The organism is Serratia ficaria (assembly GCF_900187015.1).
GTDB lineage: Bacteria > Pseudomonadota > Gammaproteobacteria > Enterobacterales > Enterobacteriaceae > Serratia > Serratia ficaria.
The window spans coordinates 3,971,265-3,988,980 of sequence record NZ_LT906479.1 but is presented as its reverse complement, the minus strand read 5'-3'; the positions used below and the strand labels follow the sequence as shown (position 1 = coordinate 3,988,980).

General features: G+C 62.6%; 14 protein-coding genes. All 14 read left to right on the top strand.

Going from position 1 to position 17,716, the window contains the following annotated elements:
• The first annotated feature begins 415 nt into the window (after window positions 1–415).
• Window positions 416–1,852 carry a sensor histidine kinase gene (locus CKW09_RS18830; protein WP_095098873.1) on the top strand — a complete coding sequence of 479 codons (1,437 nt, stop codon included), beginning with the start codon at window positions 416–418 and terminating at the stop codon, window positions 1,850–1,852.
• 3 nt (window positions 1,853–1,855) lie between these two features.
• Complete coding sequence (gene qseG / locus CKW09_RS18825; protein WP_073970266.1) at window positions 1,856–2,728, top strand: two-component system QseEF-associated lipoprotein QseG; 873 nt, start codon at window positions 1,856–1,858, stop codon at window positions 2,726–2,728.
• Window positions 2,725–4,062, top strand: a complete 1,338-nt coding sequence (gene glrR, locus CKW09_RS18820; RefSeq protein ID WP_061796441.1) for a two-component system response regulator GlrR — start codon at window positions 2,725–2,727, stop codon at window positions 4,060–4,062. Before qseG ends, glrR begins: the two co-directional genes overlap by 4 nt.
• Before the next feature lie 130 nt (window positions 4,063–4,192).
• On the top strand, window positions 4,193–5,815 hold the full coding sequence (locus CKW09_RS18815) for an NAD+ synthase (protein ID WP_095098870.1): 1,623 nt from the start codon (window positions 4,193–4,195) through the stop codon (window positions 5,813–5,815).
• Window positions 5,816–5,825: 10 nt separating this feature from the next.
• Complete coding sequence (gene glnB / locus CKW09_RS18810; RefSeq protein WP_004847623.1) at window positions 5,826–6,164, top strand: nitrogen regulatory protein P-II; 339 nt, start codon at window positions 5,826–5,828, stop codon at window positions 6,162–6,164.
• 217 nt (window positions 6,165–6,381) lie between these two features.
• Window positions 6,382–7,305, top strand: a complete 924-nt coding sequence (locus CKW09_RS18805) for a LysR substrate-binding domain-containing protein (RefSeq protein ID WP_061796445.1) — start codon at window positions 6,382–6,384, stop codon at window positions 7,303–7,305.
• A gap of 115 nt (window positions 7,306–7,420) precedes the next feature.
• A complete protein-coding gene (locus CKW09_RS18800) occupies window positions 7,421–8,884 on the top strand; it encodes a gamma-aminobutyraldehyde dehydrogenase (RefSeq protein ID WP_095098868.1) in 1,464 nt (487 codons plus the stop codon).
• Window positions 8,885–8,960: 76 nt separating this feature from the next.
• The gene (ydcS, locus tag CKW09_RS18795; protein ID WP_095098861.1) at window positions 8,961–10,112 is read left to right on the top strand and encodes a putative ABC transporter substrate-binding protein YdcS; all 1,152 of its coding nucleotides are present in this window, start codon (window positions 8,961–8,963) and stop codon (window positions 10,110–10,112) included.
• A 194-nt stretch (window positions 10,113–10,306) separates the two neighbouring features.
• The gene (locus tag CKW09_RS18790; RefSeq protein ID WP_061796450.1) at window positions 10,307–11,335 is read left to right on the top strand and encodes an ABC transporter ATP-binding protein; all 1,029 of its coding nucleotides are present in this window, start codon (window positions 10,307–10,309) and stop codon (window positions 11,333–11,335) included.
• A 1-nt stretch (window position 11,336) separates the two neighbouring features.
• Entirely contained in the window at window positions 11,337–12,281 is a 945-nt protein-coding gene (locus CKW09_RS18785; RefSeq protein ID WP_061796451.1) for an ABC transporter permease, read from the top strand.
• A complete protein-coding gene (locus CKW09_RS18780; RefSeq protein WP_061796452.1) occupies window positions 12,271–13,077 on the top strand; it encodes an ABC transporter permease in 807 nt (268 codons plus the stop codon). Before CKW09_RS18785 ends, CKW09_RS18780 begins: the two co-directional genes overlap by 11 nt.
• A 35-nt stretch (window positions 13,078–13,112) precedes the next feature.
• Complete coding sequence (gene patD, locus CKW09_RS18775) at window positions 13,113–14,537, top strand: aminobutyraldehyde dehydrogenase (protein ID WP_095098855.1); 1,425 nt, start codon at window positions 13,113–13,115, stop codon at window positions 14,535–14,537.
• Window positions 14,538–14,626: 89 nt separating this feature from the next.
• Window positions 14,627–16,537, top strand: a complete 1,911-nt coding sequence (locus CKW09_RS18770) for an NAD(P)-binding protein (RefSeq protein WP_095098852.1) — start codon at window positions 14,627–14,629, stop codon at window positions 16,535–16,537.
• The gene (locus CKW09_RS18765; RefSeq protein WP_061796456.1) at window positions 16,534–17,715 is read left to right on the top strand and encodes a c-type cytochrome; all 1,182 of its coding nucleotides are present in this window, start codon (window positions 16,534–16,536) and stop codon (window positions 17,713–17,715) included. Before CKW09_RS18770 ends, CKW09_RS18765 begins: the two co-directional genes overlap by 4 nt.
• The last annotated feature ends 1 nt before the right edge of the window (window position 17,716 follow it).

The following is a 17,716-nucleotide window of genomic DNA, read 5'->3' as shown; positions in this document are numbered from 1 at the left end:
TCAATCCCGGATACTTATGGATGCTATTCGTCCCGTTCGATGCCAGCCTTGGCGCTACATCACCCTGGGGACGAGATTCAAGGGCATCCACTCTTTCTTGCGGTGGGGCAGTTTTGCCCCAACGTCAATTCCCGATATCGCGCTTACCTTGTGTTTATCCATGCTTGGTCATCGAGTCGATCACACGCAGACGCCCCCGAACAAAAATATCGACCCAGCCTTGGCGCGCAGCCTGATGGCCCGCCTCTCGCCGGCCGGCCCCCTGAACAATCCGCTTTCCCCTTTGACGACAGCATCGCGCCACGGCCGGTGCTTTTTTTTGGGCCTTTTCCCGCCGAGGGCCGGGATTATCCGCTGCCGGGCTTTTTTCTTACCGGCGACTCGGTTAGCATCGTGACAGACTAGAGAAAATGAGATGATTTCGTTGAAAAAATGGCGTTTATTCCCTCGCTCGCTGCGGCAACTGGTACTGATGGCGTTTCTGCTGGTGCTGTTGCCGCTGCTGGTGTTGGCGTATCAGGCCTATCAGAGCCTGGATCACCTCAGCGCGCAGGCGGCGGACATCAACCGCACCACGCTGGTGGATGCGCGCCGCAGCGAGGCGATGACCAGCGTGGCGCTGGAGATGGAGCGCAGCTATCGGCAGTACTGCGTGCTGGTCGATCCCACGCTGCAGCGGCTGTACCAGAATCAGCGCAAACAATATTCGCAGATGCTGGACGCCCACGCGCCCATTTTACCGGATGAACGCTATTATCAGACGCTGCGCGATCTGCTGACCCAGCTGGCGGCGATCAAATGCCAAAGCAGCGGGCCGGACAAGGACGCCTCGGCGCTGCTCGAGTCCTTCTCCCGCTCCAACGCCGAGATGGTGCAGGCCACGCGCGCCGTGGTGTTCTCGCGTGGTCAGCAGCTGCAGCAGGCCATCGCCGAACGCGGTCAGTTCTTTGGCTGGCAGGCGCTGCTGCTGTTCCTGGTCAGCGTGTTGCTGGTGGTGCTGTTCACCCGCATGATTATCGGCCCGGTAAAGGCGGTGGAGCGGATGATAAACCGGCTGGGGGAGGGGCGCGCGCTGGGCAATACCGCCTCGTTCAAGGGGCCGCGCGAACTGCGCTCGCTGGCGCAGCGCATCATCTGGCTGAGCGAACGGCTGGCGTGGCTGGAGTCGCAGCGCCATGAGTTTCTGCGCCATATCTCGCACGAGCTGAAGACGCCGCTGGCCAGCATGCGCGAAGGCACCGAATTGCTGGCCGACGAGGTGGCGGGGCCGCTGACTTCCGATCAAAAAGAAGTGGTGACCATTCTCGACCACAGCAGCCGTCATCTGCAGCAGCTGATCGAGCAACTGCTGGATTATAACCGCAAGCTGGCCGACGGCCCGTCCGAACACGAAAACGTCGCGCTGCGGCAGATGGTCGAGATGGTGGTCGCCGCGCACAGTTTGCCGGCGCGGGCAAAAATGATCGGCACCGAGATCGCGCTGGATGCGGAAATCTGCTGGGCAGAGCCTACGCTATTAATGCGCGTGCTGGATAATCTCTACTCCAATGCGGTGCACTACGGCAAGGAATCCGGTAACATTTGGATCCGCAGCCGTCAGGTTGGGCAACGGGTGCAGATTGATGTCGCGAATACCGGCACGCCGATCCCCGAAGCCGAAAGAACCATGATTTTCGAGCCTTTTTTCCAGGGTAGTCACCAGCGAAAAGGGGCGGTAAAAGGAAGCGGGCTGGGGCTGAGCATCGCTCAGGACTGTATCCGCCGCATGCGCGGTGAACTGCAGCTGGTCACGGTCGCCGGTGCAGACGTCTGCTTCCGCATTGAATTGCCATTAACCGCCGAGAATGAATAAATAATGTACACATGGTCTAAACGCCTTCGTCTCTCACAGACCGAACGTTCACCGCGTGCCACGCAGAGAGCGCCGCTCGGCAAGCGCCCAATTTCCTTTTTGGGCACCGTTTTCTTTATGCCGTTTCTGCTGGCGGGCTGCGTCGATCGCGCCGTCAGCGGCGGCCTGAGCCAGCAGCAACAGGAAGCGATCCCGGACAGCAAAGTGGTGGATTACCGCATTGCGGCCTGCGATACCCTGTGGCAGCTGGACGAAAAGGACGCGCTGGACAACTCGCTGTACTGGCTGCGCGCCATGGACTGCGCCGATCGCATCGGCTCCACCCAGGCGCGCGCGCTGGCGAAAAACCTGCCGGGCGACAGCTGGTCCGGCATTTTCAAGCAAAGCATTCTGCTGGGCAGCGCCGAACCGACCTCCGGCGAACGCCGGCAAATTGTCGATCGCCTGAACAGTTATCGAATGGAGTTCCCCAGCTCGCTGCGGCCGCTGTTGCAGCTGTGGCGCCAGCAGCAGGCGCTGCAGATTGCCCTGTTCGACGAAAAAGCGCGCTACCAGCACCTGCAGGAGAGCGCCGACGGCCAGATCGATACGCTGCGCCAGGGGCAGATTCGCCTGCAGGCTCAGCTGCAGGACACCTCGCGCAAGCTGGAAAACCTGACCGATATCGAGCGTCAGCTCTCGTCGCGCAAGCAGCTGCAGGGTGAAATCCCGGAAGGCGGCGCGGCCCAGCAAAAAAATGACGCCGCAGGGAAAACCGGTGCGCCGGCCAGGGCTGCGGAACCGGAGCCGGTGCCGGAAAAGGGCACCGCTCTGCCGGTGGATCCGGAAGATACCTACACGCCGCCCCCGGCTAACAAGGAGTCCCACGCGCGATGACAGCACGCAAACCGGCCAACCTGTTGTTGGTTGACGACGATCCCAGCCTGCTCAAGCTGCTGGGCATGCGCCTGACCAGCGAAGGTTTTCACGTCACCACGGCCGAAAGCGGCCAGGAAGCGCTGCGCCTGTTGGCGCGCGAACAGATTGATTTGGTGATAAGCGATTTGCGGATGGACGAGATGGACGGCATGGCGCTGTTTGCCGAGATCCAGAAGCATCAGCCGGGCATGCCGGTGATCATTCTCACCGCCCACGGTTCCATCCCGGATGCGGTGGCCGCCACGCAGCAGGGGGTGTTCAGCTTCCTGACCAAGCCGGTCGACCGCGATGCGCTGTATAAGGCGATTGAAGAAGCGCTGTCGCTGTCGGCGCCGGCCGGCGACGACAGCTGGCGCGAAGACATCGTCACCCGCAGCCCGCTGATGCTGCGCCTGCTGGAACAGGCGAAAATGGTGGCGCAGTCCGACGTCAGCGTACTGATCAACGGCCAGAGCGGCACCGGCAAAGAGGTGCTGGCGCAGGCCATTCACGGCGCCAGCCCGCGCGCCAAGAAAGCCTTTATCGCCATCAACTGCGGCGCCTTGCCGGAGCAACTGCTGGAATCGGAGCTGTTTGGCCATGCCAAGGGCGCCTTTACCGGGGCGGTCAGCAGCCGCGAGGGGTTGTTCCAGGCGGCGGCGGGCGGCACGCTGTTCCTCGATGAGATCGGCGACATGCCGCTGTCGCTGCAGGTGAAGCTGCTGCGGGTGCTGCAGGAGCGCAAGGTGCGCCCGCTGGGCAGTAACCGCGACCTCGACATCGACGTGCGCATTATCTCCGCCACCCACCGCGATCTGCAGAAGGCGATGGCGAAGAACGAATTCCGCGAAGATCTTTACTACCGTTTGAACGTGGTCAATCTGAAGATCCCGGCGTTGAATGAGCGCGCCGAAGATATTCCGCTGCTGGCCAACCATCTGCTGCGCGGATCCGCCCAGCGGCACAAGCCGTTTGTGCGCAGCTTCTCTTCCGACGCCATGAAGCGGCTGATGACCGCCAGCTGGCCGGGCAACGTTCGCCAGCTGGTCAACGTTATCGAACAGTGCGTGGCGCTGACCTCCGCGCCGGTGATCGGCGAGGCGCTGGTGGAGCAGGCGCTGGAAGGGGAAAATACCGCGCTGCCGACCTTCGTCGAGGCGCGCAACCAGTTTGAGTTGCACTATCTGCGCAAGCTGCTGCAGATCACCAAGGGTAACGTGACCCAGGCCGCGCGCATGGCGGGCCGCAACCGTACGGAGTTCTATAAATTGCTGTCGCGCCATGAATTGGACGCCAACGATTTTAAAGAATGATTTTCTTGCAGGCGTCGGCGCACGCAGGCGTCTCAACAAAACGGGCGGAATGATTTACACTCCGCTCACTTTGTTGTGGCATGGCCAAACCGTAGAGAACTATGGAACGTATTAAGCGGGATCCCAAACAATGAGCAGATCACTTTCCATCGCCCTGGCCCAGCTGAATCTGCTGGTCGGCGACATTGAAGGCAACACCGAACGCATGTTGCAAATCGTGCAAGAGCAGCAGAAGGCGGGAGCCGATCTGGTCATGTTCACCGAGCTGGCGCTGTCCGGTTATCCGCCGGAAGACCTGCTGTATCGCAACGATTTCTATCAGCGCTGCGATGTGCAGCTGCAGCGCCTGCAGCAGGCCTCCGGCGAGGTGGCGATCCTGGTCGGCCACCCGTGGCGCGAAGGCGACAAGCTGTACAACGCGCTGTCGCTGTTCGCCGAAGGCCGCCTGCTGACCCGTTACTTCAAGCAACAGCTGCCCAACTACGGCGTGTTCGATGAGAAACGCTACTTCCACGCCGGCAGCGAAACCTGCGTGGTGGACCTGAAAGGCTATCGCCTGGGCCTGCTGATCTGCGAAGACCTGTGGTTCCCTGAACCGATCGACGCCGCGAAAGCCGCCGGCGCCGAACTGATCCTGTCGATCAACGCCTCGCCGTACAACCGCGAGAAACCGTATATCCGTAAAACGCTGATGGCCGGCCACTGCCAGCGCACCCGGTTGCCGCTGGTGTACCTCAATCAGGTCGGCGGCCAGGACGAGCTGATTTTCGACGGCTGCTCCAAGGCGTTCGACGCGGCGGGCAACATGACGCACCGCCTGGCCGCCTTTGCCGAACAGGTGACCCTGCTCGAGTTCAACGAGCTGGAAGTGGTGCCGATGGCCGAACCGGCCGCCGAGCTGCCGCAGCTGGCGCAGGTGTATGAAGCGCTGGTGCTGGCGGTGCGCGACTACGTGACCAAAAACGGCTTTAAAGGCGCGGTGCTGGGCCTGTCCGGCGGCATCGACTCGGCGCTGACGCTGGCTATCGCCGTGGACGCCCTGGGCAAAGACAAGGTGCAGGCGCTGATGATGCCGTTCCGTTACACCGCGGACATCAGCATCGCCGACGCCAAAGAGGAAGCCGAAATCCTCGGCGTGGAATTCGACATCGTCTCCATCGAGCCGATGTTCGACGCCTTTATGGGCCAGCTGACGCCGATGTTCGCCGGCACCGAACGCGACACCACCGAAGAAAACCTGCAGGCGCGCTGCCGCGGCGTGGTATTGATGGCGCTGTCCAACAAGCGCCGCAGCATCGTGCTGACCACCGGCAACAAAAGCGAGATGGCCGTAGGCTACGCCACGCTGTATGGTGATATGGCCGGCGGCTTCGACGTGCTGAAAGACGTGCCGAAAACGCTGGTGTTCAAGCTGTCCGAATACCGCAATACCGTCTCCTACGTGATCCCGCAGCGGGTGATCGATCGCCCGCCGTCCGCCGAGCTGGCGCCGGATCAGGTCGATCAGGACAGCCTGCCGCCGTACGATATTCTGGACGCGATCCTCGAAGGCTACGTCGAGCGCGACAAATCGGTCGCCGATCTGGTGGCCGAAGGCTTCGACGAAGCCATCGTCCGCAAGGTGATCCGCCTGGTGGACATCAACGAATACAAGCGGCGTCAGGCCGCCGTCGGGCCGCGCATCACCGCCCGTAACTTCGGCAAAGACCGCCGCTACCCCATCACATCCGGTTTTGGCCGCAAAAATTGGTAAAGGAAAGAAGATGAAAAAGATCGACGCTATTATCAAACCGTTCAAACTGGATGACGTCCGCGAAGCGCTGGCCGAAGTGGGCATCACCGGCATGACGGTGACCGAAGTGAAAGGCTTCGGCCGCCAGAAGGGCCATACCGAGCTGTACCGCGGCGCCGAATACATGGTCGATTTTTTGCCTAAGGTGAAAATCGAGATCGTGGTGGCCGACGATATCGTCGATACCTGCGTGGAAACCATCATGCAGACGGCCCAAACCGGCAAGATCGGCGACGGCAAAATCTTCGTCTTCGACGTGGCGCGCGTGGTGCGGATCAGGACCGGCGAGCAGGACGAAGAAGCGATCTGATCCTCCGTCAGGCCATCCGTCATCAGGGCGCAGCGTGCTGCGCCCTTGTCATTTCTGTTCCCCGTACATTGCACTTCATCGCCTCGCCGTTTCCCCCATTTTTGCCTGCCGGCATTCTAAAAAAGCGAACGCTATCGCGTTTTTGACACTTTTCCCGATCGCTTAATGGCCGGCGTCTACACTCAACGCAATGTTTTTGTTTGAGGAATCATTCCCCATGATGACGTTACGCCAGATCCGCCACTTTATCGCCGTGGCGGAAACCGGCTCGATTTCCGCCGGCGCCCAAGCGGTGTTCGTATCCCAGTCTTCGCTGACGCTGGCTATCCAGCAGTTGGAAACCGAAATCGGCGTGCGGCTGTTCGATCGTCACGCCAAGGGAATGAACCTGACCCATCAGGGCCATCAGTTTTTGCGCCAGTCCTATCTGATCCTGGCGACGGTGGACAACGCCAAGCGCAGCCTGCAGATCGGCACCGAGAGCCTGACCGGCAGGCTGACCATCGGCGTCACCAGCCTGGTGGCCGGCTACTTTCTGGTGGAACTGCTGACGCGCTTCAAGTCGGCCTATCCCAACGTCACCATCCAGGTGGTGGAAGACGAACGCCCCTATATCGAGCATCTGCTGGTCAGCGGGGAGATCGACATCGGCGTGCTGATCCTGTCGAACATCGAGGATCGCGACGCGCTGCAGACCGAGGTGCTGATGCACTCGCCGTATCGTCTGTGGCTGCCGCCGCTGCATCCGCTGCTGGATCACGAAAGCATCAGCCTGGCGGACGTAGCCAAACAGCCTCTTATTCAGCTCAACGCCGACGAAATGGACGTACACGCGCGGCGTATCTGGGCGCGCGCCGGGCTGAAGCCGGAAATCGCCATGAAAACCGCCTCGACCGAGGCGGTGCGCAGCCTGGTGGCGGCGGGAATGGGGGTTTCCATCCAGCCAGACATGGCGTACCGCGCTTGGTCGCTGGAGGGCAATATGATCGAGGCGCGCAAGCTGGTGGATCTGCCGGAGCCGTTGGACATCGGGCTGGCGTGGCGACGCGGCAGCGCGCGGCCGGAGTTGGTAACGCCGTTCCTCACCATTGCGCGGGAGAATGGTACCATGCACGCCGCCGGCCTCAAGCATTCGATTTAATCGAACGCGGCCTTCAGTATTTAGAATTTGTTGCCTGCCAGAGGCTCGCTTAGTCTGATTGATAATAACCCATTCACATTTGGTTAACGTTTTTGTCACTCAGGGGCGATACGCGATGGCAGATGTGCAGTTCCTCTCAGGCTTGTCCTGTCGGCAATTCATTAACGGTCAATCGGTCGAAGGCGAGGGCCAGCAAGAGTGCATCGTTAATCCTGCCAACGGCGAAACGCTGGTTTCCATCAGGGAAGCCTCCTCGGTGCAGGTCGGCAATGCGGTAAAAGCCGCGCAACAGGCGTTTGGCCACTGGTCGCGCACCACGCCGGCCTACCGCGCCGCCATTTTGCTGCGCATCGCCGACGCCATCGAACGCCAGGCGGCGCAGCTGGCCCAATTGGAGGCGCTGAACTGCGGCAAGCCGCTGCATCAGGCGCTCAATGACGATCTGCCGGCCGCGATCGACGTGTTTCGCTTTTTCGCCGGCGCGGTGCGCACCCAGCAGGGGCAGCTGGCCGGAGAATATGTCGAAGGGCATACCTCGATGATCCGTCGCGATCCGGTCGGCGTGGTGGCCTCGATCGCCCCCTGGAATTACCCGCTGATGATGGCGGCCTGGAAGATAGCCCCAGCGCTGGCGGCGGGCAACACCGTGGTGTTCAAACCCTCCGAGCATACGCCGCTGACCATTCTGGCGCTGGTGCCGGCGCTGCAGGACATTCTGCCGCCGGGGGTGCTGAACATCGTTTATGGCGGCGGCGAGGGGGTAGGCAGCCAGTTGGTGGGCCACCCGCTGGTGCGTCTGGTGTCGGTGACCGGCGATATCGTCACCGGCCAGAAAATCCTGCAGGCGGCGGCCAAAAGCGTCAAGCGTACCCATCTGGAACTCGGCGGCAAGGCGCCGGTGATCGTCTGTGACGACGCCGATCTGGACGAAGTGGTCAACAGCATTCGCACCTACGGCTATTACAACGCCGGCCAGGACTGCACCGCCGCCTGTCGCATCTACGCGCAGGCGGGCATTTACCCCAGGCTGGTCGAGGCGCTGGGTGAGGCGGTGGCCAGCCTGCGCTTCGCCCGCAAGCGCGATCAGGACAACGAGATCGGGCCCTTAATCAGCGCCAGGCAGCGCGACCGCGTCGCCAGCTTCGTCGAACGCGCGCTCAGCCAGCCGCATATCGAATTGATCACCGGCGCCGCCGCGCATTCCGGGCCGGGATTCTATTACCAGCCGACCCTGCTGGCCGGCTGTCTGCAAAGCGACGAAATAGTCCAGCGCGAGGTGTTTGGCCCGGTGGTCAGCGTCACCCGCTTTGAGCAGTTGGAGCAGGCGGTCACCTGGGCCAACGATTCCGAATACGGCCTGGCCTCGTCGGTGTGGACGCAGAATATCGACCGGGCGCTGCACATCGCCGCCCACCTGCAATATGGCAGCACCTGGATCAACACCCATTTCACGTTGGCGAGCGAAATGCCGCACGGAGGCCTAAAGCGCTCCGGCTACGGCAAGGATCTGTCCAGCGATTCTTTGCAGGACTACAGCGTAGTCAGGCACGTCATGGCGAAGTTCAAAGCCAGTTTTTAGCGTTTCCATAAAGCAAAAAATCAGCGCGGCAGCCGTTCCCTGCCGCACACAGACACGCAACACAGGGGTAATTACGATGGGAAAAACTACCGCAGTCACCACAGTCTCCGCGCTCTGTATCGCCGTGCTTTGCGGCCTGGCCCAGGCGGCCGATTTGCCGCAGGCGTTGGGCAAGGGCGAAGGGCGGCTGGATATCATCGCCTGGCCCGGCTACATCGAACGCGGCCAGTCCGACAAAAATTACGATTGGGTCACTCAGTTTGAAAAACAGACCGGCTGTGCGGTGAACGTGAAAACCGCCGCCACCTCCGATGAAATGGTCAGCCTGATGGCCAAGGGCGGCTACGATCTGGTCACCGCCTCTGGCGACGCTTCGCTGCGGTTGATCCTCGGCAAACGGGTACAGCCGATCAACACCGCGCTGATCCCCAACTGGAAAAACATCGACCCGCGCCTGCTGAACGGCGCCTGGTACACCGTCGCGGGGAAAACCTACGGCACGCCGTATCAGTGGGGGCCAAACCTGCTGATGTACAACACCAAAACCTTCCCGACGCCGCCGGACAGCTGGGCGGTGGTGTTCCAGCAACAGAACCTGGCGGACGGCAAGAGCAACCAGGGCCGGGTGCAGGCCTACGATGGCCCGATCTACATCGCCGATGCGGCGTTGTTCCTGAAGGCCACCCAGCCGCAGCTCGGCATCAGCGATCCCTACCAGCTGAACGAAGAACAGTATCAGGCGGCGCTGAAGCTGCTGCGCACCCAGCACGCGCTGATCCACCGCTACTGGCATGACACCTCGGTGCAAATGAGCGACTTCAAGAATGAGGGCGTGGTTGCCTCCAGCGCCTGGCCGTATCAGGCCAACGCGCTGAAAGGAGAAGGCCAGCCGATCGCCACCGTATTCCCGAAAGAGGGCGTCACCGGCTGGGCGGACACCACCATGCTGCACGCCGAAGCCAAACACCCGAACTGCGCCTATCAGTGGATGAACTGGTCGCTGGAGCCGAAGGTACAGGGCGACGTGGCCGCCTGGTTCGGCTCGGTGCCGGCTTCGCCGGCGGGCTGCAAGGCCAGTGCGCTGCTGGGCGAGAAGGGCTGTGAAACCAATGGTTTCAATCAGTTCGACAAAATCGCCTTCTGGAAAACGCCGCAGGCGCAGGGCGGCAAGTTCGTGCCCTACAGCCGCTGGACGCAGGACTATATCGCCATTATGGGTGGCCGCTAATATCCCCTTCATACTTCAAGCCGCCTCTTTGTTGGCTGCCCGCACTTACCCCGGTCACGTACGATTTGTACGCTCCCGGGGATGCGTTCGGTTGCCGCCTCGATGCAGCTCGAATTATTTTGCGGATAGGTCTGGCTAGGTTACGGGTTGTCGCCCAACCCGCCGAAGTCATTTGATTTTTTGGAGCACAGATCATGACCATTGCCGTGCAATTCATCGATGTTTCGCGGACCTTCGGCGATATTCGCGCCGTGGATCGGGTCTCTATCGACATCCAGGACGGGGAATTCTTCTCCATGCTCGGGCCGTCCGGTTCGGGCAAAACCACCTGCCTGCGGCTGATCGCCGGTTTTGAGCAGCTCAGCTCCGGTTCGATCCGCATTCACGGCCAGGAAGCCGCCAACCTGCCGCCCTATCAGCGCGACGTGAACACCGTGTTTCAGGACTATGCCCTGTTCCCGCACATGTCGGTGCTGGAAAATGTCGCCTACGGGCTGATGGTGAAAGGCGTCGCCAAACGCGAGCGGCTGGCGCGAGCGCAGGAGGCGCTGGAAAGCGTGGCGCTCGGCTTCGTCGCCGAACGTAAACCGGCGCACCTGTCCGGCGGGCAGCGGCAGCGCGTGGCGTTGGCGCGCGCGCTGGTCAACCGGCCGCGGGTGCTGCTGCTGGATGAGCCGCTGGGCGCGCTGGATCTCAAGCTGCGCGAGCAGATGCAGGGCGAGCTGAAAAAGCTGCAGCGTCAGCTGGGCATCACCTTTATTTTCGTCACCCACGATCAGAGCGAGGCGCTGTCGATGTCTGACCGGGTGGCGGTGTTCAACAATGGCCGCATCGAACAGGTAGACACGCCGCGCGAGCTGTATATGAGGCCGAAAACGTCGTTTGTCGCCGAGTTCGTCGGTACCTCCAACGTGGTGCGCAATGAGCTGGCGCAACGCTTGCTCGGCGAGAGCGCCGCCTTCTCGATCCGGCCGGAGCATATCCGTCTGCTGGAACAGGAGGGCGCGGCGCGGAATGACATTCAGGTGCAGGGCACGCTGCAGGAAATACATTATCAGGGAGCGGCCACGCGCTACGAAATCACGCTGAACAGCGGCGAGAAACTGCTGGTCAGCCAGGCCAACCCACAGTGGCACGCCGCCGGCCAACAGCGCCTGATTGGCCAGCCGGTCACCGCCTGCTGGCCGCGCGAGGCGATGGTGCCGCTGCGGGAGGAAAGGTGAGATGGAAATGAGCATCGAATATCCTGCGGCGCGCCGCGGTAAAGTGCGCGCACTCTCGACCTGGCTTTATCGCCGCCCGACGTTGTATCTGCTGCTGTTGCTGGTGCCGCCGCTGCTGTGGTTCGGCGCGGTGTACCTCGGTTCGCTGCTGACGCTGCTGTGGCAGGGGTTCTACACCTTCGACGATTTCACTATGGCGGTGACGCCTGATCTGACCCTGGCGAACCTCAGCGCGCTGTTCAACCCGGCCAACTATGACATCATTCTGCGCACCCTCACCATGGCGGTGCTGGTATCGCTGGCCAGCGCGGTGCTGGCGTTCCCGATCGCTTACTACATGGCGCGTTACACCAGCGGCCGCACCAAGGCGTTTTTTTACATCGCGGTGATGATGCCGATGTGGGCCAGCTATATCGTCAAAGCCTATGCCTGGACGTTGCTGCTGGCGAAGGATGGCGTGGCGCAGTGGTTCTTGCAGCACCTTGGTTTGGAACCGTTGCTGGCGGCCGTCCTGACGCTGCCCGGCCTCGGCGGCAATACCCTGTCGACCTCGGGGCTGGGGCGTTTTCTGGTGTTCGTCTACATCTGGCTGCCGTTCATGATCCTGCCGATCCAGGCGGCGCTGGAACGCCTGCCGCCTTCGCTGCTGCATGCCTCTGCGGATCTGGGCGCCCGCCCGGCGCAGACCTTCCGCCATGTGATCCTGCCGCTGGCGGTTCCTGGCATTGCCGCCGGTTCGATCTTCACCTTCTCGCTGACGCTGGGCGACTTTATCGTGCCGCAGCTGGTGGGGCCGCCGGGTTACTTTATCGGCAGCATGGTGTATGCCCAGCAGGGGGCGATCGGCAACATGCCGATGGCGGCCGCCTTTACCCTGGTGCCGATCGTCCTGATCGCTATCTATCTTGCCATCGTGAAACGTCTGGGGGCCTTCGATGCACTCTGAACGCGCGCCCTTTGGGCTGAAGCTGGCCGCCTGGGGCGGACTGATCTTCCTGCACTTCCCGCTGGCGATTATCGCCATCTACGCCTTCAACACCGAGGATGCGGCCTTCAGCTTCCCGCCGAAGGGCTTTACGCTGCACTGGTTCAGCGTGGCCGCCGGGCGGCGGGACATTATTGACGCGGTACTGCTGTCGGCGCAGATAGCCTGCCTGGCGACCGCCGTGGCGCTGGTGCTCGGCACCCTGGCGGCGGCGGCGCTGTACCGGCGGGATTTCTTCGGCAAAGACGGCATTTCTCTGCTGCTGCTGCTGCCGATCGCGCTGCCGGGCATCGTCACCGGCCTGGCGCTGTTGGCGGCCTTCAAGGCGTTGAACATCGAGCCGGGGATCCTGACCATCGTCATCGGCCACGCCACCTTCTGCGTGGTGATCGTGTTCAACAACGTGATCGCCCGTTTCCGCCGCACCTCCTACAGCCTGATCGAGGCCTCGATGGATCTCGGCGCCGACGGCTGGCAAACCTTCCGCTACGTGATCCTGCCGAACCTCGGCTCGGCGCTGCTGGCGGGCGGCATGCTGGCGTTCGCGCTGTCGTTCGATGAAATCATCGTCACGACCTTTACCGCCGGCCATGAGCGCACGCTGCCGCTGTGGCTGCTGAACCAGCTTGGCCGCCCGCGCGATGTGCCGATCACCAACGTGGTGGCGCTGTCGGTGATGTTGTTGACCATGCTGCCGATCCTGGGCGCTTATTACCTGACCAAGGGCGGCGAAAGCGTTGCCGGCAGCGGCAAATAATTTCCTTACCCGACCTCTGATAAAAGGATAACCCTATGCAAAGCCAACTGTTGATTAACGGCCAACTGGTGAATGGCCAGGGCGAAACCCAGTCGGTGTATAACCCGGCGACCGGTGAAGTGATCGTTCAGGTGGCCGAGGCCAGCGCGGAACAGGTCGAGCAGGCGGTGCTGGCGGCGGACGCCGCGTTTGCCGCCTGGGGGCAAACCACGCCGAAAGAGCGAGCAGAACACCTGCTGAAGCTGGCGGACCTGATCGACAGCCATGCCGAAATCTTCGCCCGCCTGGAGTCGCTTAACTGCGGCAAACCCTACCACTGCGTGCTGAACGACGAACTGCCGGCGGTGGCGGACGTGTTCCGCTTCTTCGCCGGCGCCAGCCGCTGCCTGAGCGGCCTGGCGGCCGGAGAATATCTGGCCGGCCATACCTCGATGATCCGCCGCGATCCGCTTGGCGTAGTCGCCTCTATCGCCCCGTGGAACTACCCGCTGATGATGGCGGCCTGGAAGCTGGCCCCGGCGCTGGCGGCGGGCAACTGCGTGGTGATCAAGCCTTCCGAGCAGACGCCATTGACCGCCTTCAAGCTGGCAGAGTTGGCCGCCGGGCTGTTCCCGCCGGGCGTGCTTAACGTGCTGTTCGGCCGCGGCGCCAGCGTCGGCGATCGGCTGACCGGCCACGAGAAGGTGCGGATGGTGTCGCTCACCGGCTCGATCGCCACCGGCGAACACATCATCGCCCACACCGCCGCCGGCATTAAGCGCACCCATATGGAGCTGGGCGGCAAGGCGCCGGTGCTGGTGTTCGACGACGCCGATCTGCAGCAGGTGGTGGACGGCATCCGCGGCTTCGGTTTCTACAATGCCGGGCAGGACTGCACCGCCGCCTGCCGCATCTATGCGCATAAAAATATTTACCCTGAGCTGGTGAAGAAGCTGGGCGAAGCGGTGGCCAGCCTGAAAATCGGCCCGCCGGAGGATGAAAGCACCGAGCTGGGGCCGCTGATCACCGCTCAGCACCTGGAGCGGGTGAGCGGCTTTGTCGAGCGGGCCAAGGCACTGCCGCACGTGCAGGTGGTGACCGGCGGTGAGAAGGTGAACGGCCCCGGTTATTACTTCCAGCCGACGCTGCTGGCCGGTGCGCGCCAGGAGGATGAAATCGTCCAGCGCGAAGTGTTCGGCCCGGTGGTTACCGTAACCGCCTTCGACGACGAAGAACAAGTGCTGGCCTGGGCCAATGAGTCCAATTATGGGCTGGCTTCGTCGCTGTGGACCCGCGACGTGGGCCGGGCGCACCGCCTGAGCGCTCGTCTGCAATATGGCTGCACCTGGGTGAATACCCACTTTATGCTGGTGAGCGAAATGCCGCACGGCGGCCAGAAGCTCTCGGGCTACGGCAAGGATATGTCGATGTACGGGCTGGAGGATTACACGACTATCCGGCATGTGATGTTCAAACATTGATTTTACTGTGTTTATCCGCAAAATAGCGCGCCTTCAGACCGGTTTGTCACCGGTCTGATTGATAATAAGGATTGATAAGGAAGCCAATTATGGGCATCACCAGACGCGATTTTCTTAATGGGGTAGCGATTACCATCGCCGCCGGGCTGACGCCGATGCAGATCCTGCGCGCGTCGCCGCAAACCGCCAATCAAACCCTGTACTATCCGCCGGCGCTGACCGGGCTGCGGGGCAACCATCCGGGCTCTTTCGAACATGCGCATCAGCTGGGGCGCGACGGCAAAGCGTTTGATTTCGGCGCGGTGCCCGCCGGCGAAGAGTTCGATCTGGTGGTGGTGGGCGCCGGCATCAGCGGGCTGGCCGCCGCCTGCTTCTGGCAGCAGATGAAGGGAACGCAGCAACGCATCCTGTTGATCGACAACCACGACGATTTCGGCGGCCACGCCAAGCGCAACGAATTCAGCGGCGAAAACGGCACCATTCTCGGCTACGGCGGCAGCGAGTCGCTGCAGTCGCCGCGCTCCAATTTCAGCCCGGTGGCGATGGGGCTGCTGCAGAAGCTGGGCGTGAGCATCGACAAGCTGGAACAGGCCTTCGACAAAACCTTCTACCCGGACCTGAACCTCAGCCGCGGCGTGTATTTCGATCGCAAAAACTTCGGCGTCGACAAGGTGGTGAGCGGCGATCCGGGCCGCATGGTGGCGGACGACATCCCGCACGATCGCCTGAACGGCCGCTCTTACGAGGCGTTTATCGGCGATTTTCCGCTGCCGGAAAGCGACCGCCAGGCGCTGATCGCGCTGCATACGCTGGATAAGGACTACCTGCCGGAGATGAGCCGGGAACAGAAGGTCGAGTGGCTCGACACCCACAGCTATACCCAGTTCCTGCGGGAGAAGGTCGGCCTGAGCGAGATGGCGATCCGCTATTTCCAGCAGACCACCAGCGATTTCCAGGCGGTGGGTATCGACGCCACCTCCTGCAGCGATGCGCGCATCTGCGATCTGCCCGGGCTGAACGGCATGAACCTGCCGCCGCTGGACGAAGAGTCGCAGGCCGATCTCGACGATCCTTACGTGTTCCACTTCCCGGACGGCAACGCCACGCTGGCGCGCCTGATGGTGCGCCATCTGATCCCGGCGGTGGCGCCGGGCGGCAAGGACATGAACGACATCGTGCTGGCGAAGTTCGATTACAGCCAGCTCGATCGCCCGGGATCGCCGGTGAAGCTGCGCCTGAACAGCACCGGCCTGCACGTGGCCAACGTCGGCGACCAGGCGGAGGTCAGCTATATGACCGGCGAGAAAATGACCAAGGTGCGCGCCGGGCAGGTGGTGATGGCCGGTTACAACATGATGATCCCGTATCTGGTGCCGGAAATGCCGCATGCGCAGCAGGAGGCGCTGAAACAGAACGTCAAGTCGCCGCTGGTGTACAGCAAGGTGGTGATCCGCAACTGGCAGCCGTTCATCAAGCTGGGGGTGCACGAGGTGTATTCACCGACCGCGCCGTATTGCCGGGTGAAGCTGGACTACCCGGTCAGCATGGGGGGGTACCAGCACCCGCGCGACCCGAATCAGCCGATCGGCCTGCACATGGTATATGTGCCGACGCTGCCGGGCAGCGGGCTGAGCCCGCGCGAGCAGTCGCGCAAGGGGCGCGCATTGCTGCTGGGCACGCCGTTCGAGGTGCATGAGCAGATGATCCGCGAACAGCTGCAGGGCATGCTGGGGTCGGCCGGTTTCGATCACCGGCGCGACATTGAGGCGATCACCGTCAACCGCTGGTCGCACGGCTATTCCTATTTCCTCAACGGACTGTTCGACGATGAGGATGAAGCGCAGAAAATTATCGAAGCGGCGCGGCAGCCGATCGGCAAGATCGCCATCGCCAACTCGGATGCCGACTGGAGCCCCTACGCCAACTCGGCGATCGATCAGGCGTGGCGCGCGGTTAACGAGCTGGCCTACGGCAAGGTCGCCGCCAGGGAGGGAGTATGAGCATGCGTTCGCTGTATCTGTTGAGCCTGCTGGCGGCCGGCGGTTCGGCCCAGGCGATGTCCGCCGGGGAATACGTGGCCAAAGCCGCTGACTGCACCGCCTGCCACACCGCGCCGGGCGGCGCCGAGCTGGCGGGCGGCATGAGGTTCCCGACCCCGCTGGGGGATATTTACGCCACCAACATCACGCCGGATAAAGAGCACGGCATCGGCGGCTATTCGTTCGACGAGTTCGATCGCGCCATGCGCCAGGGCGTCGCCAAAGACGGCCACCGGCTGTACCCGGCGATGCCTTACACCTCGTACGCCAAAATGAGCGCGGAGGATATGCGCGCACTGTACCGTTACCTGATGAACGAAGTGCCGGCGCAGAGCGCCGCCAACCGCGCCAGCGACATCAGCTGGCCGCTGTCGATGCGCTGGCCGCTGGCGGTGTGGAACCGGTTGTTCCACGACGACCAGGTTTATCGGCCGGATCCGCAGCGGAGCGCCGAGTGGAACCGCGGCGCCTATCTGGTGCAGGGCGCGGGGCACTGCGGCAGCTGCCATACGCCGCGCGGCTGGGCCATGCAGGAGCGAGGGTTGGACGGTAAAGAACCGGCCTTCCTGAGCGGCGCCGAGCTGGACGGCTGGTACGCCTCGGATCTGCGCGGCATGCCGCCGAACGAGGTCATGGCGCTGCTGAAAACCGGCCGCAGCCAACACGCGGCGGTGGCCGGGCCGATGGGCGAGGTGGTGACCCACAGCACCCAGTACCTGAGCGATGCGGATCTGCAGGCCATCGGCAATTATCTGCACAGCCTGGCGGCGGAACCGGCTTCGGCGGCGGCCGTCTCGGCGCAGGCCGACAATCAGCGCGGGCGGGCCAGCTACGCGATGTACTGCTCGACCTGTCACGGCAATCAGGGGGAGGGGAGCGACAATACCATTCCGGCGCTGGCGGGCAACGCGACGGTGACGGCGGACAACCCATTGACCGCGCTGCGGGTGGTGCTGGAAGGGGCGCAAACGCCGACCACGCGACACGCCGCGGCGATCGCCATGCCGGGTTACGCCTGGACGCTGAACGACCGGCAGGCCGCCGATCTGATGAGCTATTTGCGGGGAAGTTGGGGCAACCGGGCGGCGCCGGTCAGCGAACAGCAGGTGCAGGAGGCGCGCAAGCTGCGGGCTAAATAAC